General features: G+C 47.8%; 34 protein-coding genes and 1 pseudogene. 19 read left to right on the top strand and 16 right to left on the bottom strand.

The annotated features are described in order from the left end of the window. Positions 1–312 precede the first annotated feature (312 nt). On the bottom strand, positions 313–531 hold the full coding sequence (locus tag BLS62_RS11585; RefSeq protein ID WP_093180772.1) for a helix-turn-helix domain-containing protein: 219 nt from the start codon (positions 529–531) through the stop codon (positions 313–315). Between the two features lie 111 nt (positions 532–642). Between BLS62_RS11585 and BLS62_RS11580 the strand changes: the two genes are divergently transcribed. Beyond that, the gene (locus tag BLS62_RS11580; RefSeq protein ID WP_093180770.1) at positions 643–1,086 is read left to right on the top strand and encodes a helix-turn-helix domain-containing protein; all 444 of its coding nucleotides are present in this window, start codon (positions 643–645) and stop codon (positions 1,084–1,086) included. Positions 1,087–1,161: 75 nt separating this feature from the next. Further along, positions 1,162–1,416, top strand: coding sequence for a hypothetical protein (locus tag BLS62_RS11575; protein WP_093180767.1), 255 nt, complete (start codon positions 1,162–1,164; stop codon positions 1,414–1,416). Between the two features lie 453 nt (positions 1,417–1,869). Here the strand turns inward: BLS62_RS11575 and BLS62_RS11565 are convergent, their stop codons facing one another. Continuing rightward, positions 1,870–2,550: a GNAT family N-acetyltransferase gene (locus tag BLS62_RS11565; RefSeq protein ID WP_093180761.1), complete on the bottom strand. Its 681-nt coding sequence runs from the start codon at positions 2,548–2,550 to the stop codon at positions 1,870–1,872. Between the two features lie 214 nt (positions 2,551–2,764). On the opposite strand from BLS62_RS11565, the gene BLS62_RS11560 reads away from it, so the two are divergent. From BLS62_RS11560 to BLS62_RS11505, 11 genes are all read left to right on the top strand, one after another. Then, complete coding sequence (locus tag BLS62_RS11560) at positions 2,765–3,004, top strand: hypothetical protein (protein WP_093180758.1); 240 nt, start codon at positions 2,765–2,767, stop codon at positions 3,002–3,004. A 1-nt stretch (position 3,005) separates the two neighbouring features. Then, positions 3,006–3,233, top strand: a complete 228-nt coding sequence (locus tag BLS62_RS11555; RefSeq protein ID WP_093180756.1) for a hypothetical protein — start codon at positions 3,006–3,008, stop codon at positions 3,231–3,233. 42 nt (positions 3,234–3,275) lie between these two features. Continuing rightward, positions 3,276–3,551, top strand: a complete 276-nt coding sequence (locus BLS62_RS11550) for a hypothetical protein (protein WP_093180753.1) — start codon at positions 3,276–3,278, stop codon at positions 3,549–3,551. A 9-nt stretch (positions 3,552–3,560) separates the two neighbouring features. Beyond that, on the top strand, positions 3,561–3,902 hold the full coding sequence (locus tag BLS62_RS11545; RefSeq protein WP_093180751.1) for an ASCH domain-containing protein: 342 nt from the start codon (positions 3,561–3,563) through the stop codon (positions 3,900–3,902). Between the two features lie 11 nt (positions 3,903–3,913). Then, a complete protein-coding gene (locus BLS62_RS11540; protein ID WP_093180748.1) occupies positions 3,914–4,135 on the top strand; it encodes a hypothetical protein in 222 nt (73 codons plus the stop codon). A gap of 14 nt (positions 4,136–4,149) precedes the next feature. Further along, positions 4,150–5,691 carry a DNA cytosine methyltransferase gene (locus BLS62_RS11535; protein WP_244283578.1) on the top strand — a complete coding sequence of 514 codons (1,542 nt, stop codon included), beginning with the start codon at positions 4,150–4,152 and terminating at the stop codon, positions 5,689–5,691. After that, positions 5,688–6,176, top strand: coding sequence for a hypothetical protein (locus BLS62_RS11530; protein WP_093180745.1), 489 nt, complete (start codon positions 5,688–5,690; stop codon positions 6,174–6,176). Before BLS62_RS11535 ends, BLS62_RS11530 begins: the two co-directional genes overlap by 4 nt. 114 nt (positions 6,177–6,290) lie before the next feature. Then, complete coding sequence (locus tag BLS62_RS11525) at positions 6,291–6,566, top strand: hypothetical protein (protein WP_093180743.1); 276 nt, start codon at positions 6,291–6,293, stop codon at positions 6,564–6,566. Then, entirely contained in the window at positions 6,566–6,994 is a 429-nt protein-coding gene (locus BLS62_RS11520) for a DUF7694 domain-containing protein (protein WP_093180740.1), read from the top strand. Before BLS62_RS11525 ends, BLS62_RS11520 begins: the two co-directional genes overlap by 1 nt. After that, positions 6,991–7,194, top strand: a complete 204-nt coding sequence (locus BLS62_RS11515; protein ID WP_093180737.1) for a hypothetical protein — start codon at positions 6,991–6,993, stop codon at positions 7,192–7,194. The genes BLS62_RS11520 and BLS62_RS11515 overlap by 4 nt, the downstream gene beginning before the upstream one ends. Before the next feature lie 262 nt (positions 7,195–7,456). Beyond that, a complete protein-coding gene (locus tag BLS62_RS11505) occupies positions 7,457–7,711 on the top strand; it encodes a hypothetical protein (RefSeq protein ID WP_093180731.1) in 255 nt (84 codons plus the stop codon). Here the strand turns inward: BLS62_RS11505 and BLS62_RS11500 are convergent. Continuing rightward, positions 7,678–9,006 (bottom strand): DUF6538 domain-containing protein, encoded by a 1,329-nt coding sequence (locus BLS62_RS11500; RefSeq protein WP_159436530.1) that lies wholly within the window; start codon positions 9,004–9,006, stop codon positions 7,678–7,680. The genes BLS62_RS11505 and BLS62_RS11500 overlap by 34 nt on opposite strands. Positions 9,007–9,678: 672 nt before the next feature. Here BLS62_RS11500 and BLS62_RS11495 point away from each other — a divergent pair. The 3 genes from BLS62_RS11495 to BLS62_RS11490 all read left to right on the top strand — a co-directional run bounded on the left by BLS62_RS11495 (position 9,679) and on the right by BLS62_RS11490 (position 12,211). Beyond that, entirely contained in the window at positions 9,679–9,924 is a 246-nt protein-coding gene (locus BLS62_RS11495; RefSeq protein WP_093180726.1) for a hypothetical protein, read from the top strand. A 311-nt stretch (positions 9,925–10,235) separates the two neighbouring features. Beyond that, positions 10,236–10,388, top strand: a complete 153-nt coding sequence (locus tag BLS62_RS31045; RefSeq protein WP_159436529.1) for a hypothetical protein — start codon at positions 10,236–10,238, stop codon at positions 10,386–10,388. 440 nt (positions 10,389–10,828) lie between these two features. Further along, positions 10,829–12,211: a pentapeptide repeat-containing protein gene (locus BLS62_RS11490; protein WP_093180724.1), complete on the top strand. Its 1,383-nt coding sequence runs from the start codon at positions 10,829–10,831 to the stop codon at positions 12,209–12,211. Positions 12,212–12,564: 353 nt separating this feature from the next. Here BLS62_RS11490 and BLS62_RS11485 read toward each other — a convergent pair whose 3' ends face one another. The 11 genes and pseudogenes from BLS62_RS11485 to BLS62_RS11430 form a co-directional block, all read right to left on the bottom strand. Continuing rightward, on the bottom strand, positions 12,565–12,810 hold the full coding sequence (locus tag BLS62_RS11485; protein WP_093180721.1) for a hypothetical protein: 246 nt from the start codon (positions 12,808–12,810) through the stop codon (positions 12,565–12,567). Between the two features lie 174 nt (positions 12,811–12,984). Beyond that, positions 12,985–13,416, bottom strand: coding sequence for a hypothetical protein (locus BLS62_RS11480; protein ID WP_093180719.1), 432 nt, complete (start codon positions 13,414–13,416; stop codon positions 12,985–12,987). Beyond that, complete coding sequence (locus BLS62_RS11475; RefSeq protein WP_200798503.1) at positions 13,413–13,883, bottom strand: lysozyme; 471 nt, start codon at positions 13,881–13,883, stop codon at positions 13,413–13,415. Before BLS62_RS11475 ends, BLS62_RS11480 begins: the two co-directional genes overlap by 4 nt. A gap of 354 nt (positions 13,884–14,237) precedes the next feature. After that, positions 14,238–14,936: a hypothetical protein gene (locus tag BLS62_RS11465; protein ID WP_093180713.1), complete on the bottom strand. Its 699-nt coding sequence runs from the start codon at positions 14,934–14,936 to the stop codon at positions 14,238–14,240. Positions 14,937–15,062: 126 nt separating this feature from the next. Continuing rightward, positions 15,063–16,157, bottom strand: coding sequence for a phage late control D family protein (locus tag BLS62_RS11460; RefSeq protein WP_093180710.1), 1,095 nt, complete (start codon positions 16,155–16,157; stop codon positions 15,063–15,065). Positions 16,158–16,160: 3 nt separating this feature from the next. Next, a complete protein-coding gene (locus BLS62_RS11455; protein WP_093180708.1) occupies positions 16,161–16,385 on the bottom strand; it encodes a tail protein X in 225 nt (74 codons plus the stop codon). 9 nt (positions 16,386–16,394) lie between these two features. Continuing rightward, the gene (locus tag BLS62_RS11450; protein WP_208990819.1) at positions 16,395–16,802 is read right to left on the bottom strand and encodes a phage tail protein; all 408 of its coding nucleotides are present in this window, start codon (positions 16,800–16,802) and stop codon (positions 16,395–16,397) included. A 26-nt stretch (positions 16,803–16,828) separates the two neighbouring features. Beyond that, positions 16,829–19,081 (bottom strand): phage tail tape measure protein, encoded by a 2,253-nt coding sequence (locus tag BLS62_RS11445; protein WP_208990818.1) that lies wholly within the window; start codon positions 19,079–19,081, stop codon positions 16,829–16,831. A 288-nt stretch (positions 19,082–19,369) separates the two neighbouring features. After that, positions 19,370–20,721: pseudogene (locus tag BLS62_RS11440) on the bottom strand (IS3 family transposase). A gap of 223 nt (positions 20,722–20,944) precedes the next feature. Continuing rightward, positions 20,945–22,087, bottom strand: coding sequence for a D-alanine--D-alanine ligase family protein (locus BLS62_RS11435; protein ID WP_093180702.1), 1,143 nt, complete (start codon positions 22,085–22,087; stop codon positions 20,945–20,947). A 261-nt stretch (positions 22,088–22,348) separates the two neighbouring features. Further along, a complete protein-coding gene (locus BLS62_RS11430; RefSeq protein WP_093180700.1) occupies positions 22,349–22,558 on the bottom strand; it encodes a cold-shock protein in 210 nt (69 codons plus the stop codon). 835 nt (positions 22,559–23,393) lie between these two features. On the opposite strand from BLS62_RS11430, the gene BLS62_RS11425 reads away from it, so the two are divergent. The 3 genes from BLS62_RS11425 (at position 23,394) to BLS62_RS31665 (ending at position 25,231) form a co-directional block, all read left to right on the top strand. After that, complete coding sequence (locus BLS62_RS11425; protein WP_093180698.1) at positions 23,394–23,603, top strand: cold-shock protein; 210 nt, start codon at positions 23,394–23,396, stop codon at positions 23,601–23,603. A gap of 57 nt (positions 23,604–23,660) precedes the next feature. Continuing rightward, positions 23,661–23,843: a hypothetical protein gene (locus tag BLS62_RS11420; RefSeq protein ID WP_093180696.1), complete on the top strand. Its 183-nt coding sequence runs from the start codon at positions 23,661–23,663 to the stop codon at positions 23,841–23,843. An 833-nt stretch (positions 23,844–24,676) separates the two neighbouring features. Beyond that, positions 24,677–25,231: a thermonuclease family protein gene (locus tag BLS62_RS31665; RefSeq protein WP_208990817.1), complete on the top strand. Its 555-nt coding sequence runs from the start codon at positions 24,677–24,679 to the stop codon at positions 25,229–25,231. A 146-nt stretch (positions 25,232–25,377) separates the two neighbouring features. On the opposite strand, the gene BLS62_RS11410 is transcribed toward BLS62_RS31665, so the two are convergent. Both BLS62_RS11410 and BLS62_RS31040 read right to left on the bottom strand, forming a co-directional pair. Next, the gene (locus tag BLS62_RS11410; RefSeq protein WP_093180694.1) at positions 25,378–25,590 is read right to left on the bottom strand and encodes a hypothetical protein; all 213 of its coding nucleotides are present in this window, start codon (positions 25,588–25,590) and stop codon (positions 25,378–25,380) included. 103 nt (positions 25,591–25,693) lie between these two features. Beyond that, positions 25,694–25,855 carry a hypothetical protein gene (locus BLS62_RS31040; RefSeq protein ID WP_159436528.1) on the bottom strand — a complete coding sequence of 54 codons (162 nt, stop codon included), beginning with the start codon at positions 25,853–25,855 and terminating at the stop codon, positions 25,694–25,696. Positions 25,856–26,112 lie beyond the last annotated feature (257 nt).

Raw genomic sequence — 26,112 nt, 5'->3', positions numbered from 1 at the left:
CATCATCGCAAAGAGATGCAGAGAGCCTTGCCGGATGCGCCAACATAGCAAAGCTCTCTGCGCACACTGGCAGGAAAGGAACAGCCAGCATGAGTGATGATGACACTATTAATGTGAGATATTTTAATAATGTTCGCGCCCAGGTGGGGGATAAGGCACATGATGAAGAGCGAGCTAAGAAGCTAGTTGAGGAGTTCCTAGAAAGATAATCCAAAACTGATAAGTAAATCATTTCAGGCACCTTTTAAGGACTTTAAAGCGAATAGAGTAGCGCTGTGCGCACCGTTACACAGTGCCGCTAATGGCCGTCAACTAGGGTTGACGGCAGGGAGGCCCTTGTCTTCCATCAACAATGGCACCTACCATCCGCTCCAATACGAATAGTTCATATGAACGACGGAATAGACCAGAGAGCTCTTCAAATCCCGACTTCTCAATACGAGAGATATGAGCCTGAGAGCACCCTATTGCTTTGGACATTTCAAGCTGAGTTAGACCTGCTTCATCACGAATATATTTAGGATTTAGCATCGTTATAAAATCCCGTGGGTATATTATTTACTCGATATGTGTATTTTTAATGCCTCACGCATAGTCGAAAGTCAACACCCAAAGCATAAAACTGATTGGCATTGTGTAGCCATGAAACCGAATGAACGCCTCAGACAAGCCCGCTTCAGCGCAGGCTTCAAAACAGCAACTGCTGCCGCCAAATCCCTTGGCGTCAACAACAGCACCTATGCGAGCCATGAAAATGGGTCTCGCGCTTTCAATCATGATGATGCTGCGCACTATGCCCGCCGCTTCAAAACAACACCGCAATTCCTGCTATATGGAGAAGATGCCGATATAGCTGACAGAGACAGTCAAACTGAGACAACCGCACACAGCTTACTCGGGGAAATGACTAATAAATCCAATCGCCCAGAAGTAGATAAACTTGACTTGGAACTATTCTTAAAGTCAATTGAAGAGGGAATAAGACTTGAAGAGCAAATACTTGACGGAAAAGGCAGCATTAGAGATTTATCAATTATAGTTGAAAATATTTATAACGCTGCAAAGAATAAAAAGAACAACAGGTGATAATTTTTAACTGATAGTTACTGTCTTAAAGATCGATTATGCGCTCATACCATAAGTACCCGGAGAGAGACTATTATGGAAACCAAAAGCGCACTATCACTTGTACCGCACTATCAACGCCTCACGCCACAGGAAGAGCTTGATGACGTCCTCAGCACAACCAAAGAGCTAGATCTCCTACCTAGCCTAAAGATGATGTGTCTTAATCTTTTCAATTGCGCAGACATAGAAATCCTCAGCGAACCACAACAACAAGAACTCATCAACCAGTTCCGCCCTACGCTTCTGGTGGCTTACAAACAGCAGATATTGGAGCAGGAAGTTGCGTGAATACACAGAAAGGCGTCCAGCAACACCGCTCAATCTAGAGAAGTTAAGCACAACAGGTGCACAACTTTTGCACATATGGGACACCTCAAATGGACGGTTGTCGCATCGGTTCATCGAATATGCCCGCAAACTACTGTTAATGGCCCCACCCGCATGTCCAGCGGACAGCCCCGAAATCCTCATGATTGGTCACGACAGCTTTGCAAAACATGCCTTTGGTGAAGATTGGGCACTACAGCCAACCAAAGCACGAAGTGCGATGCCGCCAACCTACAGGCGACTTGTCGCAAGCAGCTACTGGAAGGCCTTTCAATCCAACAGACCTGTTTTCGAAGTTATTGGGGCAAATCTCAGATGTCAGAATGACTACAGGGAGTATTGTAGGCTGATCCTACCCGTACAATCACGGGCAGGAATATATCAACTAGTTGTATTTACGAAAGAAACTTATAACTAATCTCGCTCTGCGATGTCCGCTATAAGCTGACTTAGTGCATATGATGGATTTGCGCAAAAGGCTAAACCCTCAGGAAAATCTTTCGGAGGGGATTTAAAGCGAATGCCGTCACATTGCCCAATCAACCAGCCCCAACGCGCAGCATTACCGTTTAAGAAATCGCTTGGCCGCATCCAACAATAAAGCCAATCAAGACGCCAAAGATCAAAAGCCAAGATTTGAGCCAACTCCATTAGCTTTCGCGCGTTACCTACTTTACGCATATCAGGCCGTATCCATAGATCGCCAAGATACCCAACGCGTCCAACAATCCGCTTTGTAATCTCAGGCTGATCAGCAGTTGCCCGCACGGGCAAACCTTCTACATCCGCATAGCGCAAACACCAATAAGTAGCTAAAAAATCACTCAACGCCAGACCTTGCATCGGCTCTAAGCGCACTCCCGCAAACCCGCAGAAGTGCTCATCATCTCCTCGCCTTAACCCAATCCAGGCCACATTCTCACTCCCCTGCCCATTGATCCCGTGCGCAAAGTGTGGCGTTAACCCGCCTTTACTCTCCGGCAAGAAATCCTGCACCGCAGAGAATGACTCCCCCTGCACTACTACCATTCCCGCTTCCTGAAACTCACGAATTAGTCGTGCTGCTGCTTGATAAAGCACTATCCGCGCTACCATTTTTGTCATCTCCAAAGACCCCAACTTCAACAAAAAGCAGATATCCACACAAAACCTAACGAAATTACTTACGAAATCCAACAATCGGCATTGTTACAAATTCGGCAAATCTACCAAATTTTCTACACAACGGGTATTTTTAATGCTTTGAGTGTTGACAATGAAATATACTCAGCGCATATTTTCGAGACGTATTTTGTGTGAGTTGAATACCATGAACGACATTGAAGTAATCAAAACCCTTCGAGTTTATCGGAGTGAGAAAACCCGTTTCCCCGCAGGCACAGTCATCCGCTTTCGGGCAACACCCCCGGTGGATCTTGGCCACAACATTGGCATCGTGGGTCGAGAGACAGCTCTAGCGGCTGTGCTTGTTGACTACATCGATAAAGCTGGAATTCCCCAGCAGGCAGTCGTAGCAGTTTCAAATTTAGAAAAAGCAGAGGTTGAGTGAGATGACTTCCCAGAGAGACGACAAGCAAGTGCAAGCAACACGCCTCAACCTTCAACCCGGAATTGATAACCTCGCGGATCAAATCCAGCACTCACCCGTAGCAGACACAGACAAGGTTACTTTGGCTGTCCGCGCTGGCAGCGCAATAGTCAAAAAGGTAACAGAAAACGTCATGGTGAACGCCTTCGAAAGTTCCGCCAATAGGGAGGAAGAGAAAATCTCTTCCTAACCTTTCTTCTTTCAAGCTCAACCACATGTTTGGAGACAAATAATGCCTAGTGCTCAAGTCATCCAGTTTCCCGCATCTCGAAAGCTCTGCCCTCTCCGTGTCGTAAAGTCTGCGGCGGAAATTGGTGAAGAAGCACTGATTATCTCCTCCGAAGCACATTCAGATATCTGCTTTGCCCGCGATGACTTGCGCGAAATGATCAAGCTCTCACCCGACAAAGCCGCACCCATTGCAAACCGCATCTACGCCCTGCGCGAGACCCTTGATGACGCCCAAGTAGGCCTCACAAAACTCTTGCAGCAAATGGGCCGTACTTAGGAGCGCATAATGCCACGCAACATGTCCTTCTCCATGACCACCCAGCAAATGCGAAAGCAGACCAAGACAGTAACCCGCCGCTTCGGTTGGAACTTCCTGAAAGCTGGAGAGGTGGTCAACGTCGTTGAAAAAACCATGGGGCTGCGCAAGGGCGAGAAGATCAAGCACCTCTGCCAGGTCAAAATTCTGAGCGTGCGCAGTGAGCCTTTGAATGCAATCACCCAAGAAGATTGCGCACGTGAAGGCTTCCCAGACATGAGCCCTGACAACTTCGTGCACATGCTGGTGCAGCATTACCGTGTTGACCCTACACAGTCCGTAAACCGCATTGAGTTTGAGTTTCTACCCTGAGGAACAGACCCATGAATAGCATTGATAATGACGTATTTAGTGATCACTGCAACGTGCCTCTGTTCCTCTTTAGCGAGGCAATGAAACTGGCGGTTCTGGTTGCTTTGGGTATCGGCCTTCTCCATTTGGCACCTGCTCTCGATGACACAGTAATCGAAGCCAAACAGCAGAGCATTCCTTCAAGTTTCGTCGCCTCCCAGATCGCCTCTTTTGATCAGACTTCCAGCCGTTAACTCAGGGTATTGCAATGTCAGTTCAAACCATCAGTGTGCCCAAAGCACCGCTATTCGATCACATGAATATGCCGCTCGATCAGATCCCCACACGAGGGCAAGAGCTCATCATTGACGCCTTTGCGGGCGGCGGCGGAGCCTCAACAGGTATTGAGATGGCTTTGGGGCATTCTCCAGATATTGCGATCAATCATTGTGTGAAGGCCCTCGCAATGCACGCACAGAACCACCCGGATACCATCCATTTGCCGGAGAGTGTGTGGGAAGTTGATCTCATGGCCTACACGAATGGACGCCCTGTAGGTCTGCTGTGGGCTTCTCCAGATTGCAGGCATTTCTCACGAGCGCGGGGTAGCAAACCAACATCAAAATCAGTGCGCATGCTTGCTTGGTCTGTGGTCAATTTCAGCCAGAAGTTAGGATCTAAGCGCCCACGTATCATCATTCTGGAGAACGTTCCTGAATTCCAGGGGTGGGAAGATTTTGATGCGTGGAAAGCTGCCCTCAATAAATTGGGCTACAATCTCGAATTTCGAATTTTGAGGGCCTGCGATTATGGCGCCCCAACCATCCGTAAAAGATTGTTTATGATCGCTCGCCGCGATCGTAAGATTATCCGCTGGCCCGCACCTACCCACGGAGACCCCGGTGGCGAAGAAGTCAAAGCCGGCAAACTATTGCCGTGGAAGACCGCAGCAGACTGCATTGACTGGTCTATTCCTTGCCCATCAATTTTTGAACGCAAGAAGCCGTTAGCTGAAAATACGCTGAAACGGATCGCCGCCGGTATCAAAAAATTTGTTGTCACAGCGCCTGAACCTTTCATTCTCAACATGAGTCACGGAGGGAGCCTGGAACCATTAACTAAGCCGCTCAGCACGATAAAGACTGAGAAAGGTGGCTGCAGAGCCCTTGTGATCCCCTGCATAGACCGACAGTTCACAAATTCAACAGGTGCATCAGTTGAGAAGCCCCTCGGCACAGTCATGACGCAGGGAAGCGGTAAGTCTGCACTAGTGGCAACGTTTCTGGCTCAGCATAACTTCGATGTCGTAGGCCGAGCAGCAGACACGCCCCTTTCGACAATAACTTCCAGAGCCACTCAGCAAAATTTGGTCACGAGCCATCTAGTAAGGCTTTTGGGGAATAGCGTCGAAGAGCATCCCATCAACGCACCATTGCGGGCACTCAGCAGCAGTCGACTTTGCGAAGTCCGAACTTTCCTCACCTCTTACTATGGCTCCAGTATCGGTCAGGAAGCAAACCTCCCAATCGGCACAGTTACCACCAAAGATCGACATGGAGTTGTTACCGTTGATGTCGGTGGTGAGCCTTACATCATAACAGACATTGGCATGCGCATGCTCACACCGGCGGAACTCTATAGAGCGCAAGGCTTTCCAGATGATTACCGCATCAGCTTCGACTACAACGGCAAGCCTTTTCCAAAGACAGAGCAGACGGCAAAATGTGGCAACAGCGTTTGCCCACCAGTCGCCAAAGCAATTGTTGAAGCCAACCTCCCTGAGTGCATTTCCTATGAGGTCACAGCATGACAATGATTTCCTCGGATCAGGCCATTTTAGCACGCGTTCGCCACGGCATGAGCTTCACAAAGATCGCGTATATTTACGGTGTTTCCGCGCGTTATGTCGCAGCACTCTATTCCTCTGCCAAAGGCCTGCCCGCTGCTTTCCCCGCCCCCAAACAGGAGGAAAAGCAGAGAGCAATGTGCCCTGTGTTTTTTGAAATGCCGTTGGAAGCACAAGACATTGTGCTCAAGGTCAAGGTGCAAAACGGAGCATCGCTCGATGCAATCTTCAGGACGCATTGCAACATCCCGGCAGCAATATCAGCACGCAAACAGCTCTTCTATGAACTGGCAAGCAAGCTTGGCTGGTCTGTGCCCACAATTGCAATCCACACGCAATATTCAGAACCATGTGTCCGAGGCGCAATCAAGGATCATTGCAAGGAAAATAACCTCTCTCAACCCACATCATGCCGCACCAGACCACGTGAGGTAAGCAATGCCCTATAACCCAGTCTTCTTGCCGCTGATCTGCTGCGTGAACCTGATGAGGATGTGGCAAATCTGCCTGCTTGGTAACCAGCCAGTGCGATACGGCAGCTCCCTGCAACAGGAGGGCGAGGAATGAACTGCATCTCCTGTAACGGATACGGCACAACAGACCACTGGGGTTTATCTATTAGCTCCTGCGAACGCTGTAATGGCAAAGGGTCGCTGGACATTGAAGAGCTAGACCCAAAAGCTCTAAAACCCGCTGCAAGAGTGTACTGGCAACTCGTTCGCTCAAACCCTGAGCAAGCTTTTGAAGACCTTTCAAACACTGAGCAAATCAACCTCGCATGGGATGCCGCCGCAGTTGTGCTGGCTTACCAGTCCGGTGCAGTAAAGGACGCTTCATAATGACAAATGCCTTATCTGCATCCAGCCTTTCCAGAAATGAGCAAACCCGGATCCTCAAACACGAGAGAACCAATCGAAAGGTTGGAAGGTGGGGAGCATGGGAACTTATTGAATTCCAAAAGGGCTCAATAGGCCGCAGCTGGGCAGCCGACTTTGCTCAGGCTCACAAAAACAAGGTCTTCAGCGTACTCGACCGAACCCTCGCAACTGGCGTTCGTCATCTTGCAATAACGTCTCTTTCAGGTATCCGCCCATCCTGGCCTGAAATGCAACGCATCAAGGATGAACTCGCCGGACCAGAGGCCACCGCTGTAGAGGTCTATCCACCCAAGGGAGAGATCGTTGACGGAGCAAACATGTATCATCTCTGGATTGTAACAGCTCCTCTGCCCTTCACTCTCTTTGGCGAAAACAGGAGCACACCATGAGACTGGAAACAGACGTCAATCCCATTCATATCGGCATCAGTTTAACCTCCAAACCCGAAGCTTTGGCAGAGGTACTCAGCGCCATAGCAGTTAATGCCCCCAGTGGCCTAGCAAAGCAGGTCAATGAGCACATGCCGGATGCCCTGCGTGATCGCACATCAAACCTGCTTGAAAAGCTCCTAATCGCAATTTCGACTTAAGTCCTGAGAGGTGAAAATCATGCAGGAAACACTTTTTGACTTCCCACCTAAGCAGAGCAAGTCGCGAGTTTTTAAGGCTCATGTAATTGATGCTGGGAGCGCACCAGATGGTTCCCCGATTGCTCACTTCGAGTGCAGCAGATGCGATTGGGACTCTGGTTGGGTTGATTGTCCAACTGTCACCTACGGCAAGCGCGGTATCTCATGCCCAATCTGTAACCAGACCAACTGACACCAGTAAAATCGTACAGGAACACATCCAATGGACGTCGCCCCACGCCGTAAGAGAACGGCACCTAAAGCGACTTCAGTCTCACACCTTCTCCCTCAATCCGATGAGCAAAAGGAGGTGACACTGGAGCGCCTCCTCGCAGCCCAAAAGAAGCTGGCAATCATCATTGCTGCAGGCAATGAACAATACTTGCCGTTGTTCCAGCGCTTTAAAAAAGAGATTGAGGAGTTCCAAGAGAAAGAAGACGACCTTCAGTTGGCTCTAAGAATTGCGGCTGGCGAATAAAAAGCAAAACTCTCTATTGCTTTTTGCTTCAGCTCCAAGCTGCCACCCTCTCCATACTTGGGTCTTTCATAAGAGTGCCCCATCAGCTCAACCCGTAAGCGATGATCAACGCCAGCCTCAAGCATGTTATCCTCAAAGGAATGCCGCAGCGAGTACGCGGTATGACGATCCGATTCCTTGAGCTTATGTTCCAACATCTCTTTATTGATGGTAGCGCTCCACCTATCTGCTTTGAGATAGTAGTTCTTCACACCACCAATATCGACCAGCCGCTGCGCCGCCTCTAAAGATACTCCAACGAGAGGAACCTCGCGTGCTGACCACTTGGTTTTGAGTTTCCGCCGAACCGGACCATCCCTATATTCTTCGATCTTGACGTGTGGAACCTCATGATCAAGCATAAAATGTTCAAGCTTAGCCCCCACAAGTTCTGAAGGTCTCAGGCCGGTATTGATCAGCACCTTGAAAATCAGAACAGCTTCTTCGTTGGTTGAACCAAACGCGTTAGGCGCAAGCAGTTTTGTTTGCGTCCAGTCCCGCGAGAATGAAGGCCGGTTAGCCTGCAGGTCATTTTCCGCCAACCGCAATCGCAAGAATGGATTCTCTAGTTTCTCATGCTTCAGGTCGCACCAAGTTGAGAAGATCTTAGACAGGTGAGTGAAGTCCTTGTTCGCGGTTCCGGGCTTGATCTCCTCATCAAGTGTTCGATCCATCCACCATTGACGAAGCCTCAAACCATCATCCCGAGTAATCTCACGAATGTTCTTATCGCCAACCACCGCTATGAAATTATTGATCGCCTTTAGCTTTGGATTTTTCCATTTGCGCACCTGATCATCACTCATACCAACGCGCAAATCAGGAGTGAGATCCAGATATTCCTCAAAGACCTTTGAGATTTTCAGCGCCGGCTTTTCAGCACCTCCGAGCAAGCCCACCACAGCAGCAGAGTTTGCCTTGGTTAAACCATATTCCGGCACCGCCTCAACACGACTGAGCAATCTTGTGACAGGCTGTTCCACCATCTCCTCAACGGATAGATAGGTAAAACCGTGCGCAGCTGCAAAATTCAGAGCAGCGTCATAATGAGATTGCGCCAGCGTATCGTTGCTCACCAAAAGAGCTTCCCAATAAGCGAAGAGCCGCTCCTCCACGACAATAGCTTTCTTTTTCGCAACGTCTGGGCTTCGAGTTTTAAGAGAGAGCTGGATACGTGATCGCGGTTCAACCGAAGCATAGCGCTTGGGAACACGCTTCACAAAATAGTAGACGCCGCGGCTTAATGTGAAGCTCATTTTCCAACCCATCCCACATGATCGTTATGTAGTTTGTTATGCAAAATGTTATGTAAGAAAGGGAGCTAGTGTCAAACGAAAAATAGATAATCTCCCAATCGGAAGGGCAAGCGATGTTATTATTGGGCAGTTTGCGAGTCGTCTCATACTCAGTATTGTTGATTTGAGATGTTGTGGCGTATCCTAGTTCGCCTACAATTACTACATAACAAAATACATAACATTTGTAAGTCTCGAGAGTTTTATATCAGAGGCGCAATCATATAACATACTGTTGTTAAAGCATTATATTGACATTGGTGTTACGAGTGTAATTTCATGAGGAATCTCACCCCCTCCGCCACTTAACTATTTGATAGTTAAGACAAAACAGCCCGCCACCTCGGCGGGTTTTTTGTTGTCTAAATGGGAACAAAGCGTGGCTGTTTTGGGTGGTTTCACCGGAGTTCCGGGACTTTTTGTCTGAAATCGCCAACAGATTACCAACAGATGTTTCTTTTTTGTTCTCAACCGAATCTTGAGGTAGAGTGCCCTTCCAAAAGGAGTTCTCATCATGCCTGTATCAATCGGTGAAAAGCTTTTAGTGCCTATTTGCATCAGCGCGCATTCACGCGCTCGGAAGGAAGTCCAGCTTAAGCGGGAAGGTCTGGAACCCGAGGGCACCATGCGCCCATGTCTATCTCTCTGCCCTCTGCCTACCTTTCTTCCGGTACTGAAATTGAAGTTGAGAGTATCGAAGGCAAGCTTGCTCATTGCCTTTGCATAAAGGACTCGGGTGAGCGGCCAGACAGAATCATTCCCGGCAACAGGTTCACGTTTGCGGTCTATGACATGGAAGTGTGGGAAGAGACATACGAAGAAGAAATTGAACGAGGACTTAGAGAGAACCCCGAGTACATCTTAAACTTTGGAGAGTGATGTATTTAGCTGGCAACTATAGGTAAGTTAAATTCAGTTGATTTTAGATACTAAATCCAAAACAACTGGATTTTCAAGAATCCTCACGCCGGCTACTACCTAAACACTCTATCATAAATAAGCGCTACTTTGGTTTTCTTCCCGCTATCCTCTAGCGCGACATATCCAAAGAAGCTATTTTTATCAGAGCGTTACCTCTTCGAGGTCAAGCCCTTAAATATTTACATATTCCGCTTGCATGACACCTAAAGGTTGCAAATAGTTGCTGCCTAAGCTCCGAATAATACTGAAGAATATTAAAAGGTGACACTATGCTGAATGTGATTTTGGATTTCATGGCCCAACACTGCGAGATCTATATTGAAGGGGGCTTGATCCATTTAGATATTGCGTTGACGCAAAAGGAAATGGACCGTCTAGCGCTCTTCGGCTCCCAGCTTGGGGACTTGGAACTGGATGATTAGGTTTGAAGTCCCTATATTAAACAACTGATTGCTGTGGCCAAATAATAAAGCATCATACTGCAATGACGCCAGTTGCAGTGAAAGGTTATGAATAATCATAGAGCACCTATAAAGAGCGACAGCAAAAGATCCCAGATGTGGGAGAGTAAAAACATTCATACCAAAAGAGCGCAATCCCACCCAATACTAGCTCGCGCGTGCATGACGCGACAGGCTTGATTAACCCATTGCTGTCATCGCTGCTCATCCAGGAGGTGCTAAGCGTTGGCAGCATTGAGCGGCTAAAGGCTCGAACGCATGCACACGAGAAAACGGCACACGCACACCTATTGACTTCAAAGGCAGTTCGACCAATCTGCAAAAAACATATTATTTTTGCCCAACACAACCTGTAGGGCGAGCAATAAATTATAGCAGAAATATTTTCATTGGAGTGATTGATGGCTATTTCAGTAGAGAATTTAGAGTTGGTTCTGGAAAGGCTTTGCGGATCAACCAATCCCTTTCAGAATGTTAACGACGGAAGCTTGGGTCGTCTTAAGGAAAATGCGTCACTCGTAATTACGTATATTATTGAGAATGTAGACAAGCCAGCCAAGGACATTAGAAACACATTGACCTCTCCACACCCTGACATTGCGGTTTTGAATGAAAAATTTAAAGTTATGCAGATGCTCTTAGATTCTTGTAGTACAGGAGCACAGTCAAGAGTGAAAAACGATTGGGAGTATAGAACAAACAGCAAAAAGGAGATCGAATGCACAAAAAAATGGAATCAGTTGAAAGAGCGCCTCGACAAACTGATACATCCTGGTCGCCCTGAGACGTGGCTTGTATTATCCAGAGATGAAATGCATGGTCGCCTGGAGCTATTTTCAAGGGTGTTTCCCGTAATTGAACGACATAATCATGTTTTACCTAAGGGGGTTGATCTATCGCACACCCATTTGCGTGGTGCCAACCTGAATAGTTCTCATTTCCCCTACGCTAGCTTCGTCAACTGCGACCTTGAGGGTGTCACCTTCAACGGTACTTCTTTGGTTCATTCTGACTTTAGGCTTGCTAGGTTTAGGCGCAACGTTTTCTATCGCTGTGACTTTAGGGATGTAAATTTTACAGGTATTGATTACGAAGCCGGGCAGCTGGATGGAGATTTTCCGAGGAACTATAACATCAGAGGCTTAGACTCCGCTTATGGCAACGATTTATTTCTGCGTGACCTAAAGGATCAATCATATATCGACACCTTAAAAAGGGAAGTTATCGATAGATATGAAAGGAATGTTCTAAGCAAAGGAGATGTGGTGAGGAGTATTCAGAAAGCTGACTTGCCTTGGTTTAGCCGCCAGATCTTTCTGCTCCAGTACATATCCTTAGTGCCATACCTGATATTTGCGCTACCTATTCACACACTCTGGGCTATATTTGTCGCAACTCGTTCCAGAGAAACGTCTCTCTATGAACTCCGCCTCTTGGGTTTGTGGAGGATGATAAACTACGGTCGCGATATTGGAAAAACTGCGCTTATTAGCATTGGGGTTGCTCTTGGGTTTGGATTGCTATTTTCAGTTCTAAGTTTAAATGGCTTTGCGCTTGTAAATTACTCAGATGGGTCCTTGGTTAATATGATTTGGTACAAACAGATTCTAACTAATTTGTACTTTTCGGTCGTTACATTTACGACGTTAGGATTCGGTGACGTTACACCGGTGGCAGCCGGGGTGATAGGAAAGCTTGTCGTTATGTGGGAAGTCGTCTTAGGATATATAAACTTGGGGTTACTGATTTCAATTTTGGCAAACAAGGTTGCTCGACGCGCCTAATTGGCATGCGCTTAAACGGGGTTGGTTCTTTTCACTTTTAGCGCAAAGCTGGATAGGTCGGGTCGCACTGCAGCAATGGCCCGGCTTGGCTCGTTCTCACAGCTATTCCCGATATGTCGCACGTGAACCAAAACTGATAATCGCCTGAATCTAGGCAACTCCAGAGAGTGTGAGATTTCAACCATAGGTCGACTTTATTCGCCTCGCTGTTGAGGCGATAGCGATCATTCGCTGCGCTTGTTAAAGCCAATGATCTTATGGTTGAGCCCACAAAGTTCGAAGCGGTAGTTCGCCTTCGACCGAGCTATCCAGTAGGCAGCTTTATTACTGTATGGCGATAGTCCCCGTTTGAACTATTTTTTGCAGTCACCAACATCTTCTGTCCCTTGTAAATCCATAAGTTGTTGGCGTTTAATCAGGGTATCCAGCCGTTTATTTCGGACATCTAACCATCGGCCATAAGCTAGCAAGATAGCCCCAACTAAAATTACAAGTAGCAATGCAAATTGCAGGACTGGTTCTAAGTAGGAGCTCGCTATCCCTAGCATCCCATAGACACCAAATGCCGCTGAAGATCCAAATTCATTTTTCGGAATCATTTGACCCCACCTTTCAAGTTGTCTTTGACCGTGCTGTAGAAGGCTTGCCAACCTTGCCGTTTTGATTCACATGCAACCAACGCAGCTCTATGCCTGATTGCATCCTTGCCTTTGTCACCGGAAACGCCGGGGTCTGTGCACCGCTCGGTAAGATCTGAGACAGGTTGAGGGAGTTCAAGGTGCTTGCCCGAACCTGATTGCGCGCATCCGCTTAAGATAAGCGTCATCAGCAGGACAGGCAGAGACACCGCCCCTTTCCAACTCAACTTCATATTCTGTTACCTGTTTTTGGAGGTCGCCTACCTGCTCAATACGTTTCAATAGAGCTGCGTTAGCTTGGGTTGAAACGCGCTCATGTGCAGCGGCTATACGGTTCAATGCTTGAAGGTCTGCGTTGAGCCGACCCAATTCGGCCTGCTTGTCATAATGATATGCAGACGAGAACCAGACAGAGACACATAGCAGAGCTACACAAACTAGCGTGGAGAGGGCTTTGGGTATTCGGGGGTCAATCCTTACAGCGAATGCAAGCACAGCCCCACCGAGTGCCAGAACAGCTATAATCTTGTATGTGCTTAACCCCAACAGCATGAGGAACGTACTCATTTACGAGCACCTTGCATGCAGAGCTTATATTCAGCCTGCCTTCGGTTCACGAGGCCTGACACTTTGCGACCACCAGCCCTGTTGAACCAAGTGGCAGCTTTGCATGCGCCCGCCCAATCACCTTTATCCAGCCGCCGCCGTGCCGTAGACCTGCAGAAATTGCCTGTTCCAACGTTGTATGTGAGCGATACAAACGCAATATAGGTCTTGATTGGGATTTTATCCGGGTATTTTAAGCACCGCCTCATACCGGTTTCATGACGTCTTAGAGACTGGATCAGTATGGTGTCACATTCAGCCTTTGTGGCGGTGTCACCCATCTTGACGCCTTTTGTTTCGCCGTAGCAGATGGTTGGGACACCAACGATGTCTGAATAAGCAGTGGTTCGAAGACCTTCCCATGTGCCGACAAAGGCAATAATGAGGGCTATTACCCAACCTGCAAGGCGGGTCTTTGTTGATTTCATAGTGATAACTCCATGAAAAAACCCGCCTCATAGGGCGGGTTGGTTGTTGATTCTGCTACCATAATATTTCTTGGATGCAATCACTGGTCTTGATGTAATATTTAAGTAAAAGTATCTTACAGTCGGAATAACTTAATATCGAAAACGCCAGATTATAGAGGGATATACAATGCCCGTAATTTTAAAAACTGAAAATGACTTATACGCCGAGCAATTTACGTTGCGAACTAAAAAAAATAGAGACAGAGTGAAAGATGTAACTCCTCATTCCACACTGTTTGCTCGCAGAAAACCCGAAAAAACTAATAATGAAGTTGAAGTACACGAAAAACAGGAACTAGAAATCGCCTAATTTTAGTGTTGCACTTCTATCGCCTCAATTTCTGAGGCAGGAAATATTGTCAAAGTAGGCGGATCGGTTTGCTCGACTGATTTCGCCATTTTTGTTTCTTCATCTAGAACATGCGTGACATGTATCGCAATAGCCCCGTCAGAGCCCAAATAAACACCACCATGAGGCTGTTCCTCAAACTGGGCGAGATCTATTGATAAGTAAGTTCCACGCGAAGTGTGCACAGCGACTTGGCCGGTAGGCTTTTCACCAGTCAAGAAAATAATCTGTTGGGTGGAAGTAAACTCAGGTTCCCAAATTCCACGGGATTTCAGCTTTTTAAGCACTATCAGCCTTAACCGGCTTCTCCAAAAATATGCAGCAAAAATTGCGAACACCAAAACCAGTTGCGGCGCAATGAAATTAATTACATTGAACAATTCAGATATCCGAAATGGAGTACAATCTTCGGATGCTGAAGATGAGCAAAATCGTATCTCTCCTGCGGTGTTTGCAGCATAGCCCGCTAAACCAGTAATCAAGCTGTGGGTTGAGTAAACTAAGAGTAACCAGAAGAGCAACCAAGGAAGCACGCTTAGGTTGCTCATGCGTGTGTCTCTACTATGATGCACTATGTAAAGTGCAATCAATGCGCCCAGAATCAAGAAACTATCGGCGTTATCAAAAAGCGTTCTAATGCTATCGATCTCAGTGAGTGACATCGCAATTCCCGTCGTTTTATGGCGAACATCAACTTCGAAAGTAGCTAGCTCACGAGAGCTCGTATATTGCAATTTTTGATACCGGTTATTTCCGTCCTTGATTCTTCGAGTTTGAATTTTATCGGATCATTGCTGGGTTCCAGTCCTCCCGTTCCGGTTTAACCCATCGCCTGAAGGTTTGGGCGCCGGCTCAGGACTTGGGGTTGCTGCTTTTTTGCCCTCACGTTTCCCAGCTCCATCCTGCGGATCTTTCAAACTCAAAGCCGTTGTTGCTCCGCTTCCGCGAGAGGCTTTGTGAGTGCGGCTTTCAATGCGGTAGGTGCCATCAATTCCGGTCTTTATGCCTTCCACTTGGCATAGCCCTTCGGCTTGGGCATTGGGTGCCAGATCAATGGTTATTGTCCCAGAGGCCTTCTCACGCTGCCCTTGGCTTTCCCGCGCTTTGATCTGTTCAAGAGCCTGTTTTTCATCGCTGGCCGTTGAGCGGATCGCATTAAGGGCTGTGTCTTCAATCTCATCGGCTTTGTACGGTCTTTTGACCTCAACCACCTCGCCCTTTTCCCGATCCACATACCTTGCCGAACCACCGGAAAACACACGCTTCAAATCGCGTGGCTTGATGCGCCATGAGATGATGTTTCCCGGTCTTGTGCATTTGATGACTGGTAATCCGTTCGCTGCTCCCAATGGCAGCAGCACAGCTACTTTGTCACGGATCTTGAACGCACCATTATGCTCTTTGGCATAACGCTGCCCAAGGGCAAGGAAGCTCTCTCCATTGGCAGGCCAGTAGTCTCGGAAGATCTCTTTGAATGCAGGATCAACCTTGATTTCAAAGCCTGCTTTTTTCGCGGCAACCTTCATAAACCCTTCCAGGGTCGCATCATCCTTATGGAAGAACAGGGGCTGCTTTACTTTGGAACGCTCATCAAAGCCCTTTGCCTTGATCGCAAGCTTTTGCCCACCCGATCTGCTGCCAGAGGAATCCGGGCGATCTGTTATTCCTTCAAAGATCTTTTGCCCTTCAAGTTTCACGATGAGCTTGTGACCAGCACTGGGTAATTTGATTTGCCCTGCTCTGTCATCAAGCGCAAGAGAGCAGCCGTCCGAACTAAAACCAGCTTTATCCGTTGCAGAAATATTCATAAGATAAGGGCGAAGATCCTGAGAGATATCTTCTCCATTGATCAAAACAGACCAATCTACAATCCACTTGCTCATGCATTATCCAAACAGGTCTATGGTGGGGGCTGGTGTTTTTGAGGTTTGCACTGGCAGCGCTGGAAGGATGACTGTCCTTCCTTGCTTCAGATAAGGCCCCTCGCCTGCAATGCCGGGATTGAGCTGCAAAGCTTCATGGATCAGCTCTTGGCCGCGCCAGCCATGAGCGCGCACCAGCAGCAGGTCCAGCGTGATGCCTTCACCTGTAACGGTTATCTTCTTGGACATAAAAGCCCCCTAGAAAAGCTCGAATACTGAAAGCAGATCATTCACCAGATCTGGCGAGTGCGGCGTTTCATCAGGCTCTTGATCAAGCACCAGATGGTAGTTGACCACAAACCCGATCCCGTCTCGTTCAAGCTCTTTGTGTGTTTCTTTTGAAGACTTGATGGAGTAATTGCCCAACCGCTTTCCATCGCCGCGCATGACAGGGAATACCTCGCCCGTTTTGCGCATGGTGTCGGCAATGTCCAACTCTGTTAATCCGCCAATTCTGGTCGGTAACAATTGGCCGGAAAGGCTGATGGTCTTCCCGCCATCACCGGTGAACTCGCCGGGCTTAATCCCGCCTATGACAGCCTTCTTGGCTTTATCTGCCTTGCCGGAGATCGACACCTTATCCGCGTTAAACGGAAAGGTATCCATCTGCAAAGCTCCCAACATGTAAAGCATCAGCGCACCGCATATTCTTGATCAGCTTGAAGTCCGGACAGTCGATCTTCGACCAGCTCTGCGAATTCATCGAACACGTCAGAAGCATTCTCGACGCCATGGAAATGAACGTCCCCGAAGCTGACCCCTTGGCCACCAGTTGCGCCAGCTCCATCCCCTGCCATCATATTGGCAGTGTCTGAGGCGGTGTGGACGTAGCCTGACTGCGAAGGTGTAACAAACTCCGGGCCCTGCTCTCCAACAAGGTAGGTTCGACCTCCGGCTATTGGCCCACCAGCTGCCCGAGCTCCTGCAATTCCAGTGTTCTGTTTCACAGCATTGTCGTTTGCAGCCCCGCCCCATAAATTGCTTAGCCATGCCGGAGGGCTTGGCCAACTGATAAGGCCACTGATATCAATGTTTCCAATCGCATCCATGATCATGTCAGGTAGGTTCTTGAACCATGTGAAAAGACCATCAAACGCATCTTTGATTGCGTTTACGATGGCAAGACCGGCCCTGGAACCCGCGTCTCGGAACTGAGCTTCCGCTTCATCCGAGTAGTCATTCATCGTAAAAATTTCAGAGATCCAGTTGCCTATTTCAGCGGGAATAGCTTTGACCGTCTCAACAATGCTCGACAGGGATTCAGAGATACTTGTGATCGCAGAATCAAGAGCTTCACGGATGGTCGCTTCATCAATTCCAAGCCATGCACCAAAGTCGATTAGCTTTTTCATTGCCCAGTCCCCAACAGCTGCAGCGACTTCAGAGGCAAAGCCGCCCAAAGCTTCTAAAACTGACAGGAGAGCCTCCCAGATGACCGAGGCAAAGCCGGAGATATAATTGCTTATCGGCTCCCAGTAATTATAGATCGCCAGAGCTATTGAAGCGATAGCGGCGACTATCAGAGCAATCAGGCCCCATATGGGAGCTGTTACAGCAGCAACCGCTGCAACAATTGCCGAGACAGTCGCAGTAATGGCGGCAGAAGCCGCAGAAGCTGCGGTAATCAGACTTGCCCAAAACCCACCACCTCCGATAGCGGCCATCATCCATGCACCAATAAACATAGCCCTCAGGCGTACAACTGCGGCTCCTATGACCCCCGCTGCATAGTGAATTCCAAGTGCTGCATTTATAGCTCCGTTCTTGAGCCACAGGAGAGAGAACCGCGCCGTTATTGCCGCAACCCTTAATGCTACCAGACCCGCCGTTAATGCAACAACAGCGGCCGTTACTTCTGGGTACTCAGCGGCTAGATCAGACAGAGTAGTAATAAGAGGTTCAAGGGTCTCCATTATCTTGACTAAGGCCGGAAGCAACGCATTGCCTATAGAAATCGCAAGATCGGTCATCTGGTTTTTGAACCGTTGCATTGCGTAAGCTGTTGTATTTGCCCGAGCTTCATACTCCAGTTGCGCCGATCCTAAATAGTTGGTTTCCTCGGCAACAGAACCAAGGGCGTTCGTCAGCAAATCAGCATTCTCGATGAGTGGGGCAATAGCCCGCGCCTCATCTCCAAACAGATCAGAAATCGTGGAAGCTCGTACCTCTTCGGGGAGTTTGCGAATTTGCCCGAGAACAGCTTTAAGCGTGCCAACGGCATTCTTTTGCATGTTCTTGCTGACCTTCACCGCATCAAGGCCCAAAAGCTTATAGGCTTTCCTTTGCCTCCCGGTAGCGCTCGCGCCCCTTGAAAGTGCCTTGCCAACATTGCGGAAGCTTGTCGCTGACACCTCTGCATCAGAACCTGCTGCAATCATTGCAGAGCCTACCGCTGCAGATTGTTCGGCGGTGAAGCCATATTGCAACCCAATCGAGCCAACACGGCGCATGTAGTTAAGAAGATCGGGAGCGCTACTTGCTGACGTATTTGAGAGGTGATTGATAGCATCTGCAAGCTTACCGGTTTCTCCAACGGATAATCCCAGAGCCGTTTTGATCTTGGCCAGGCTTTCGCCCGTCACATCGGCCCCCATTTCAAAGGCCACCCCGATTTTTGCTGCCATTTTAGCAAACTCAAGAGCCTCTGGTGCCTTCATTCCGGCCTGTCCTGCCGCCGCAACCATCGATGCAATCCCCTCCGCAGAAATAGGGGTCTCTCGTGCCAACTTTCGAATATCTTTCGTCATATTCTTCAACCCATCAGGGCTTTCGAATTTGACAACTTTTTTCACATCCGCCATGGCGCTTTCAAAGTCCATAGCAGCCTTGATCGGGGCAGAAAGTGCGCGTGCTAACACATAACCAACGCCCGCAGCTTCCAGCATCCCGCCGCGCATTGACGTTAATTGGTGTGCGTTTCGTTGAGCTGCTCTTCTGAGCCCCTCAATGTTGCGCGCAACGGCACGCGCTGGTCCCGTTACTCTGTCAACGATGGATAAGATAAGCTGGGACGTGAGTATTGACACGGGACTTGGCCTTTCTACTGCCGGCCAAACGAAGTCTTAATGCTCGCCAGTTTTTGTCACGATATGCGGGATCTGTGCGTCGGCAGAGTTTTTGGGTCCAGGAGCTGGAAAAACTAAGCGAGAGTTTGGCTGATCTGGTTGGTTTGATTATGCGGCGTGTTGCCTGTGATGCAAGCGGCGCATTTCGAGTGTCTTTCGTTTGATCCCTTCCCTTTGTTTTAGAATAGCTTTGTCGCGCCCGAAGTAGACGTCGGCGGGTGTAACATTGTTGATGCTCTCGTGGTATCGCTGATGGTTGTAATGATCGACGAAGGCTTCAATTTGCGCTTCAAGATCACCGGGTAGGAAATAGTTTTCCAGCAGAATCCGGTTCTTCAGAGTTTGATGCCACCTTTCGATCTTTCCTTGGGTTTGGGGGTGATAGGGTGCGCCGCGCGTGTGCTTCATACCTTTACCCTGTAACCATTCTGCCAGATCACCAGAGACGTAGCTGGAGCCATTATCGCTTAGTAACCGGGGTTTGTGGGCAACGTGAACCTAGTCGCAACCTGATGCCTGCAACGCCAGATCCAATGTGTCGGTCACATCTTCAGCCCTCATGTTGGTGCAGAGCTTCCACGCAATGATATAGCGGCTGTAGTCGTCCAGGATCGTGCTGAGATAATACCACCCCCAACTGAGAACCTTGAGATAGGTGAAGTCCGTCTGCCAGAGCTGATTGATGGCTGTCGTTTTGTCTTTGAACTCACTCGCTGCCTTGATGACGATGAAGGCGGGGCTGGTGATCAGGTCGTGTGCCTTCAATACGCGGTAGACAGAAGCCTCTGATACAAAATACTTTTCCCGATCAGTGAACGTAACCGCCAATTCCCGAGGCGATAGCTCCGTCTCTTTCAAAGCCAGCTTGACGATCTTGCGCCTTACCTCGTCAGGGATGCGGTTCCAGACGTGCTTGGGTTTGGGAGATTGATCATTCAGTCCAGCCTCTCCGCGCTGTAGATAACGCTCATACCAGCGATAGAACGTGGTGCGGGGAATACCGAGCTTGGTCAGTGTTTAGCGAGCTGACAGGTGGCCTTCGTCAACCAACCTGATGATTTCCAGCTTCTCAGATGCGACATATCTCATTCTGGGTCGCCCCCACCCTCGAACATGCTTTTTTTGAGCAAGCGGAGTTCCAGCGTTTGTTCAGCCACCACTTCCTTCAAATCGCGGGCTTCCCGGCGGAGGTCTTTAACCTCTTCAGTATTTGCCGCACGCGCCGTATCACCAGACAAACGCCGCTTGCCTGCTTCCATGAAGTCTTTCGACCACTTCTAATAGATGCCTTGGGAGAGACCTTCCCTACGGCACAGTTCAGCAATGCTGTCTTCACCGCGCAGCCCATCCAGCACGATCCTGATCTTCTCTTCTGATGAATAATGTTTGCGGGTGGCGCGTTTGTTATCTTTGGCGATCTTCTCGCCAGGGCTTTTGTACGTTCCTGTTGTCTGTCTCATGTCCCACTCCTCAGTGGTTACGATGAGCCAAAAACACTCTCTTATCAAATACTGCTATTTGGACCCATAGGGGCTGACGTCAGACAGTTGTCGTCAACTGAAGTCCCTAGTAGGTGCTCGAGCTCCTGTGTTCTGACACACCACTCGGCAGCTTTCATCAGAAGTTCAGGTGCAGCATTTTTTGCGGCCAAACCCGCAAAGAATGCATGGGGAGTGATATTGGTTAAGCCACTTGTTCCAAAGTTAAGACACGGTTGAGGCCAAGCTCAACGATTTTCAACGCAACCTCAGAGTGTGACATACCTGCTGGCTTTGTGTCTGATGGGTTAGCAACTGATTGTAAGGAGCAAGCTCTTGGGAAATAACTTGAATCAGGCGTCATGCCAGGCATTAAGTTCGCTTCTAGGAAATTTGGTTTCCCCAATGCATCAAGTTTGATGTCTATACGGCCAAAGCTTATTGCCCCCAGTGCAGAGAATACGCTTCCGGCAAGCTCAGAGACAGCGCTTAAGGTGGGCTCGGTGACAGCTCTGAGTAGTTCATCATTTTTCTGTTTTGAAGCACTACCTAAAACTCGATCTCCCTTAGTGTTCATCGGAGTGATAATTTCTACCGGCATAATAGATCTATAATTGTTTTGTGGGTCATCGAAGATAGCTACAGTAAATTCTCGACCAGATAAAACCTCTTCAACGAGCACATTTGCGCCGTAGATTGTGAAAAGCTCCTGAACTTTCTTCTGATAACTCTCAAAATCGCGGGCCAGCGAGTTTTCATCAATCCCATTTCCGTTGGCAGCATCCATTGGCTTGATGAATAGCGGAAGCGGGAGTGGGAGTTTATCTTCTGATTGGAACTGGTCAGGTTGTGCCAAGAAAAAATTTGCAGTTGCTATACCGTGGTTTTGTACGGTCGTTTTTGCCTTACTTTTGTTAGAATCAAATTCGAGGCCTTGGCGATCGGATCCTGTGAATGCAATCTCATGTTCTGAAAAGTAATCTACAAACCATGTTCTAGTATTACTATCTACATCCATGAGGTACTTACTGCAGAGAACAACAAGGTCTGGTTTTGATAACACGACTTCATATAAATCGGTTTTTGAAGATACATCGTGAAAAGTGACTTTTTGATATTTTTTATTCAGTATGTCGTAGAAAAACTTACAAGTTTCAATCGTTCCGAAGCCAGTTTCCTTCATCTGTTGTGTATTGGTAGCTACGACTGCAATGTGATGCTGTAGCTTTGGTTGGTGAATTTGAAAAATTTCTTTGGAATTATTATTTTCAATTGTATCTTGGAGTTGGGTAGAGCTGGATATATCTGCAGATAAACTTATTTCTTTGAAGTTAGGTTGCTTTGTCATCGGGTCATTCTTTCAGAGCTCAGTCATATGTTGACGAGCAAGTTGGTGGCGCTTCGTTTAGAGCGCAGGAAGTTATGAAAAGTTATTTCTGAAAATGAATGGAAGTAGTTCGCACAGTCTTTATTGAGCCTGTGTTTGTTGTTCTGGAAATTTTGCAAAATAGATGAACGTGGTGGCTGCCATAACTCATAGGAAGAGCTACAACGCAGTTGTTGCATGGGTTATTGATTGAGCCGGGGTGTGTTTGTGAAGCGCCTGTTGTTAGGCAATCTCGATATTGTTGACGTGTATTTTGCCACTTACAGGATCTGTGTGCGTGTCGAAACGTACCTTTTGGCGTTCGGTCAGTTTCTTAATCCCAGCGCGTATCAGGGATGCGCGGAGAACGCGAAACTGTGAAGCGCTGCCTTCCTGTTGTATGTAACCAAAACCTTGTTCAGAATTGAAGAATTCCACGGAACCATTGATCATTTTGGGGCTTCAATCGGTGATAAACCAAAACGCTCCTGTACTTATGTGCAGGAGCTTGGTTAGAGTATTTTACTATGCAAGAAATAATAACGCATTATATGCATACTGTATATCTAATCATGTAAATTGTAGATTTTCAATAGATTTAAATATTAATACGGATTATATTGTTCTGTGAGATGACTTTATGTTTGTATAGTCAGTATTATTATCTGAGATCTAATAATAGCTTCAACAGAAGCTGGATCATATATCAATATTATAGAGCTTGCTAACATTTGAAGAATAATTATTTTGTCCATCGTTGCAGGTACATGGTTGAATATAGATTTTGACTTTCGCGTTTCACAGAAATACGGATGCCTATTATCTTTAGATTATGCAGAGGCGTTCATATATTCTCTTAATCTGATATTTGGCATATATCTCAGTTGATCGGTTTTGGGCGCCGTTACACGTTTGCAGATTGTGGCTGCAAACACATAACTGCTCTTCAATCGAAAAATAGAACAGGCGCGAGACAGCTGAACCATTGAGAATACCAACGTCGCAGCGCAGGCCTACAACAACAAAGGCGATAGGACTTCCTCCTTGTGCGAGAGTCCAGTGTTTCCCATAATCGAGGAATTGCTTGCATAATTTGTGCGCGCCTTGAATATGGAACTACGAGTAACCATATATACAAAGTGCGTTTGCAGCCATCATTGGCTATCTGTTCTTCCGGTTTACCGGTTTGCTAGGTTTCTCCTGATTTTGAGAACGTTACAGACCATGTGCATTTCGCGCATGGGAGCCACGCTTGCTCGGATCCGAGTGTATTTACAAGGTATCAACCATGACAGTCGGCACCGTAAAATTCTTTAATTCTACAAAAGGCTTTGGTTTTATTTCTCCTGAAGACGGCGGAAAGGATGCATTTGTCCATATTTCTGCTGTCGAAAGAGCAGGGTTTTCTGGTCTGGAGGAAGGTCAAAAAATCTCCTACGACCTGGAAAATGGCCGTGACGGCAAGATTTCAGCAGTAAGCCTTCAGTTGGCCAACTAACAGCAGATTAAGGCCACACTTATTGTAGGCCCTGATCTCAATAGGAAGGAACGCACTATGCTCAGCATTTCCAAAACACGCGCCAAAGATCGTTTTGCTGCGATCGAAAAATCCCAAAAAAAAGCACTCGACGAAGGTGAAGAAAAGGCAATGAAGGTAAGCGAAAAAACGTCTCGACTTAAAGCTATCCGTCTTGCCAAAGAAACTTTAGACAAAGAACAAAGTCCTTTGAAGAAGTAAGTCACGCCGTATTCGTTATCTAAACGCCTTCTGTTAGCTCGAAGTGTTTTCTGAGAAAATGACATACTTCGAATGTAAGCTAGGTTTAATACTAGAAGAGATCGTTCTGAAAGAATTAGTTCGACAGCGTTTCACTCCTACAGAGCAATCACTCACACAAGTCACAGCACTGCGTACTAACAACGGCAATGGGCAGAGGTGTCGTATTGTTGCGCAATCGAAGCCAGCTCTCCATCTATGGTGGCAAGTTGAATGAGGCCGATCTGAAGTTGAAACCTTGCTCTGGCTGGCGCTGCCCTAAGTTAGGATGAATGGCAGGTATGGTTACTCAGCACTATGCTGCATCCATGAAGACCTGTGTTACGACCAATGACCGCAAAGTGCTCTGCGAACCTGCTAGGCATCCTGCTCAAGTGATTGCATAGACCGATTGCCCACTAAGTGCTCAGCTCTATACAGATCGCATCAACCCTTGATAGAACCTCTCCAGCGCCCGCTGTTGGCCCGATTTCACAGCCGTTTCCGGCTAACAATTCCGGTCACCCGCTATAGCTCTGAGCAATCCAAACCTAAAGGCGTAGCTACTTCTGATTGTGATCAAATTCCAGAGAAGATGTGAGGGAAGCTCCTACTTCACATTCACCGGAAAAAAGCTATTTTGCGGGTAAAGGCGAAATGCTGTCTTTAGAGCTAACCTTTCTGTAGCAATTGAAACTACATGAAAATTTACCACCATCCATTGAAAACACTGGTTAGACAACTAGCGAAAAAAGGAGTTTCTTTCGGCAGACTTGGAATAAGTCGGCATAGCGAAAAGAACGACGGAGATCCTTTTGGGAACCTTGACACTCATACTCATTTTGGCTGGTGCCTTATGGCTATTTCGTTATCGAAAGGGATATGGTCAAGCTAACAAGACCCGTCAAAAAGACCGTTGCGAGAGCGCAGAACAGCGCCCAGATAAACCTGTATTGCATGGTTCTGCTTACGTGGTCGATGGCGACGGTTTGACTATCCAGAAAACTCAAGTGCGTTTGTTTGGTGTAGATGCACCCGAGATGAACCACCCATACGGAAAGAAAGCTAAGTGGGCGTTGGTTTCCTTGTGCAAGGGTCAGAAGATACGAGCAGAAATTCTCGAAAAGGATGCCCATGGTCGCACGGTGGCAAGGTGTACTCTGGAAGACGGGCGCGACCTTTCTGCTGAAATGGTCAAGCTTGGACTGGCTATCGACTGGCCGAAGTTCTCAGGTGGAGAATATAGCTCATTTGAGCTTCCCGGGGTCCGAAAGAAGCTGTGGCTCGCTAACGCCCGTCAGAAAGGCCATATGCATGTTTGGGAGAAATACGAGGAGAAACAAAAATCTCGTGCAGCCAAAGTCGAATAAACGACGTGCCGGTCAGTTTTGGTATTCACCGTGAGAGAAAATTGGATTTCGCTTTTGAGGTAGTCAAATGCTATCGTAGTCAACCTCAAGGTACGGAATTGATTGACTGCTGTTGGCCCGTGCAATGACAAGTTCACCGGAGCCGGTTAATCTCCACCAGCTTTCCCCCACTCATAATCACGCAACTGCTTTCGTTTCATGCAATTGTCCAGCACCCTATTCCAAGCCATATAAAATGCGGCAACCACTGTCAGAATAATGAGAAGCGCCTGGAACATGGGCTCCAGATAGTCAGTCCAATTCTGTGCAGTCCATGCAAGAACAAACGTCACTGTGGTACCCGCTTCAGATTTTTGCATCTTAGCCCCGCTTAAGAATGAATATCTTCTGGTGGACTTGGGCACTTTGCCAGATCTCAAACTTCCAACACCCAATCAAGCGAGCGTGCCAGCCGCTCTGAAATCACATCAACATCTTCTGGCGGAAGCGTACACGGATCAAGCCCGAGCGTGCTCGCGCAACCGCCGACGAGCCAAGAATACCCCCACCACCAGCCAGAGCAGCGAACACACCATTCAACAACATGCTGACAAGCGTTGAAAAGTCTACATGTGTAGTATCCATAAAAACCACCTCATGCTTCATTGATCGAGACAGCGCCTTCGCGCTTAGAAAATTCCTGCTGCCCAGACACCGGATAACTTACAGGCCACCGGATATCTAAGAGTCGTGATTTAGAAAGCTTCGTGATTGTGACCGCGTTAGACTGGTTTCCACCAGGCACGTGATAGTTGGTCGCATCTTCACCTACATAGAAACCAACATGCCCTTTCTAACCACGCCGACTGCCACGCCAGAAAACAAGGATGGAACCGGGAGCC

This window comes from Pseudovibrio sp. Tun.PSC04-5.I4 (genome assembly GCF_900104145.1).
Classification (GTDB): Bacteria; Pseudomonadota; Alphaproteobacteria; order Rhizobiales; family Stappiaceae; genus Pseudovibrio.
The sequence above is the reverse complement of the archived record's forward strand: the minus strand, read 5'-3'. Positions and strand labels throughout refer to the sequence as shown.

Coding starts and splice junctions, on each gene's coding strand:
- BLS62_RS11585 (WP_093180772.1), bottom strand. CDS start 531: ATGCTAAATCCTAAATATATTCGTGATGAAGCAGGTCTAACTCAGCTT.
- BLS62_RS11580 (WP_093180770.1), top strand. CDS start 643: ATGAAACCGAATGAACGCCTCAGACAAGCCCGCTTCAGCGCAGGCTTC.
- BLS62_RS11575 (WP_093180767.1), top strand. CDS start 1,162: ATGGAAACCAAAAGCGCACTATCACTTGTACCGCACTATCAACGCCTC.
- BLS62_RS11565 (WP_093180761.1), bottom strand. CDS start 2,550: ATGGTAGCGCGGATAGTGCTTTATCAAGCAGCAGCACGACTAATTCGT.
- BLS62_RS11560 (WP_093180758.1), top strand. CDS start 2,765: ATGAACGACATTGAAGTAATCAAAACCCTTCGAGTTTATCGGAGTGAG.
- BLS62_RS11555 (WP_093180756.1), top strand. CDS start 3,006: ATGACTTCCCAGAGAGACGACAAGCAAGTGCAAGCAACACGCCTCAAC.
- BLS62_RS11550 (WP_093180753.1), top strand. CDS start 3,276: ATGCCTAGTGCTCAAGTCATCCAGTTTCCCGCATCTCGAAAGCTCTGC.
- BLS62_RS11545 (WP_093180751.1), top strand. CDS start 3,561: ATGCCACGCAACATGTCCTTCTCCATGACCACCCAGCAAATGCGAAAG.
- BLS62_RS11540 (WP_093180748.1), top strand. CDS start 3,914: ATGAATAGCATTGATAATGACGTATTTAGTGATCACTGCAACGTGCCT.
- BLS62_RS11535 (WP_244283578.1), top strand. CDS start 4,150: ATGTCAGTTCAAACCATCAGTGTGCCCAAAGCACCGCTATTCGATCAC.
- BLS62_RS11530 (WP_093180745.1), top strand. CDS start 5,688: ATGACAATGATTTCCTCGGATCAGGCCATTTTAGCACGCGTTCGCCAC.
- BLS62_RS11525 (WP_093180743.1), top strand. CDS start 6,291: ATGAACTGCATCTCCTGTAACGGATACGGCACAACAGACCACTGGGGT.
- BLS62_RS11520 (WP_093180740.1), top strand. CDS start 6,566: ATGACAAATGCCTTATCTGCATCCAGCCTTTCCAGAAATGAGCAAACC.
- BLS62_RS11515 (WP_093180737.1), top strand. CDS start 6,991: ATGAGACTGGAAACAGACGTCAATCCCATTCATATCGGCATCAGTTTA.
- BLS62_RS11505 (WP_093180731.1), top strand. CDS start 7,457: ATGGACGTCGCCCCACGCCGTAAGAGAACGGCACCTAAAGCGACTTCA.
- BLS62_RS11500 (WP_159436530.1), bottom strand. CDS start 9,006: ATGAGCTTCACATTAAGCCGCGGCGTCTACTATTTTGTGAAGCGTGTT.
- BLS62_RS11495 (WP_093180726.1), top strand. CDS start 9,679: ATGTCTATCTCTCTGCCCTCTGCCTACCTTTCTTCCGGTACTGAAATT.
- BLS62_RS31045 (WP_159436529.1), top strand. CDS start 10,236: ATGCTGAATGTGATTTTGGATTTCATGGCCCAACACTGCGAGATCTAT.
- BLS62_RS11490 (WP_093180724.1), top strand. CDS start 10,829: ATGGCTATTTCAGTAGAGAATTTAGAGTTGGTTCTGGAAAGGCTTTGC.
- BLS62_RS11485 (WP_093180721.1), bottom strand. CDS start 12,810: ATGATTCCGAAAAATGAATTTGGATCTTCAGCGGCATTTGGTGTCTAT.
- BLS62_RS11480 (WP_093180719.1), bottom strand. CDS start 13,416: ATGAGTACGTTCCTCATGCTGTTGGGGTTAAGCACATACAAGATTATA.
- BLS62_RS11475 (WP_200798503.1), bottom strand. CDS start 13,883: ATGAAATCAACAAAGACCCGCCTTGCAGGTTGGGTAATAGCCCTCATT.
- BLS62_RS11465 (WP_093180713.1), bottom strand. CDS start 14,936: ATGTCACTCACTGAGATCGATAGCATTAGAACGCTTTTTGATAACGCC.
- BLS62_RS11460 (WP_093180710.1), bottom strand. CDS start 16,157: ATGAGCAAGTGGATTGTAGATTGGTCTGTTTTGATCAATGGAGAAGAT.
- BLS62_RS11455 (WP_093180708.1), bottom strand. CDS start 16,385: ATGTCCAAGAAGATAACCGTTACAGGTGAAGGCATCACGCTGGACCTG.
- BLS62_RS11450 (WP_208990819.1), bottom strand. CDS start 16,802: ATGGATACCTTTCCGTTTAACGCGGATAAGGTGTCGATCTCCGGCAAG.
- BLS62_RS11445 (WP_208990818.1), bottom strand. CDS start 19,081: ATGCTGGAAGCTGCGGGCGTTGGTTATGTGTTAGCACGCGCACTTTCT.
- BLS62_RS11435 (WP_093180702.1), bottom strand. CDS start 22,087: ATGACAAAGCAACCTAACTTCAAAGAAATAAGTTTATCTGCAGATATA.
- BLS62_RS11430 (WP_093180700.1), bottom strand. CDS start 22,558: ATGATCAATGGTTCCGTGGAATTCTTCAATTCTGAACAAGGTTTTGGT.
- BLS62_RS11425 (WP_093180698.1), top strand. CDS start 23,394: ATGACAGTCGGCACCGTAAAATTCTTTAATTCTACAAAAGGCTTTGGT.
- BLS62_RS11420 (WP_093180696.1), top strand. CDS start 23,661: ATGCTCAGCATTTCCAAAACACGCGCCAAAGATCGTTTTGCTGCGATC.
- BLS62_RS11410 (WP_093180694.1), bottom strand. CDS start 25,590: ATGCAAAAATCTGAAGCGGGTACCACAGTGACGTTTGTTCTTGCATGG.
- BLS62_RS31040 (WP_159436528.1), bottom strand. CDS start 25,855: ATGGATACTACACATGTAGACTTTTCAACGCTTGTCAGCATGTTGTTG.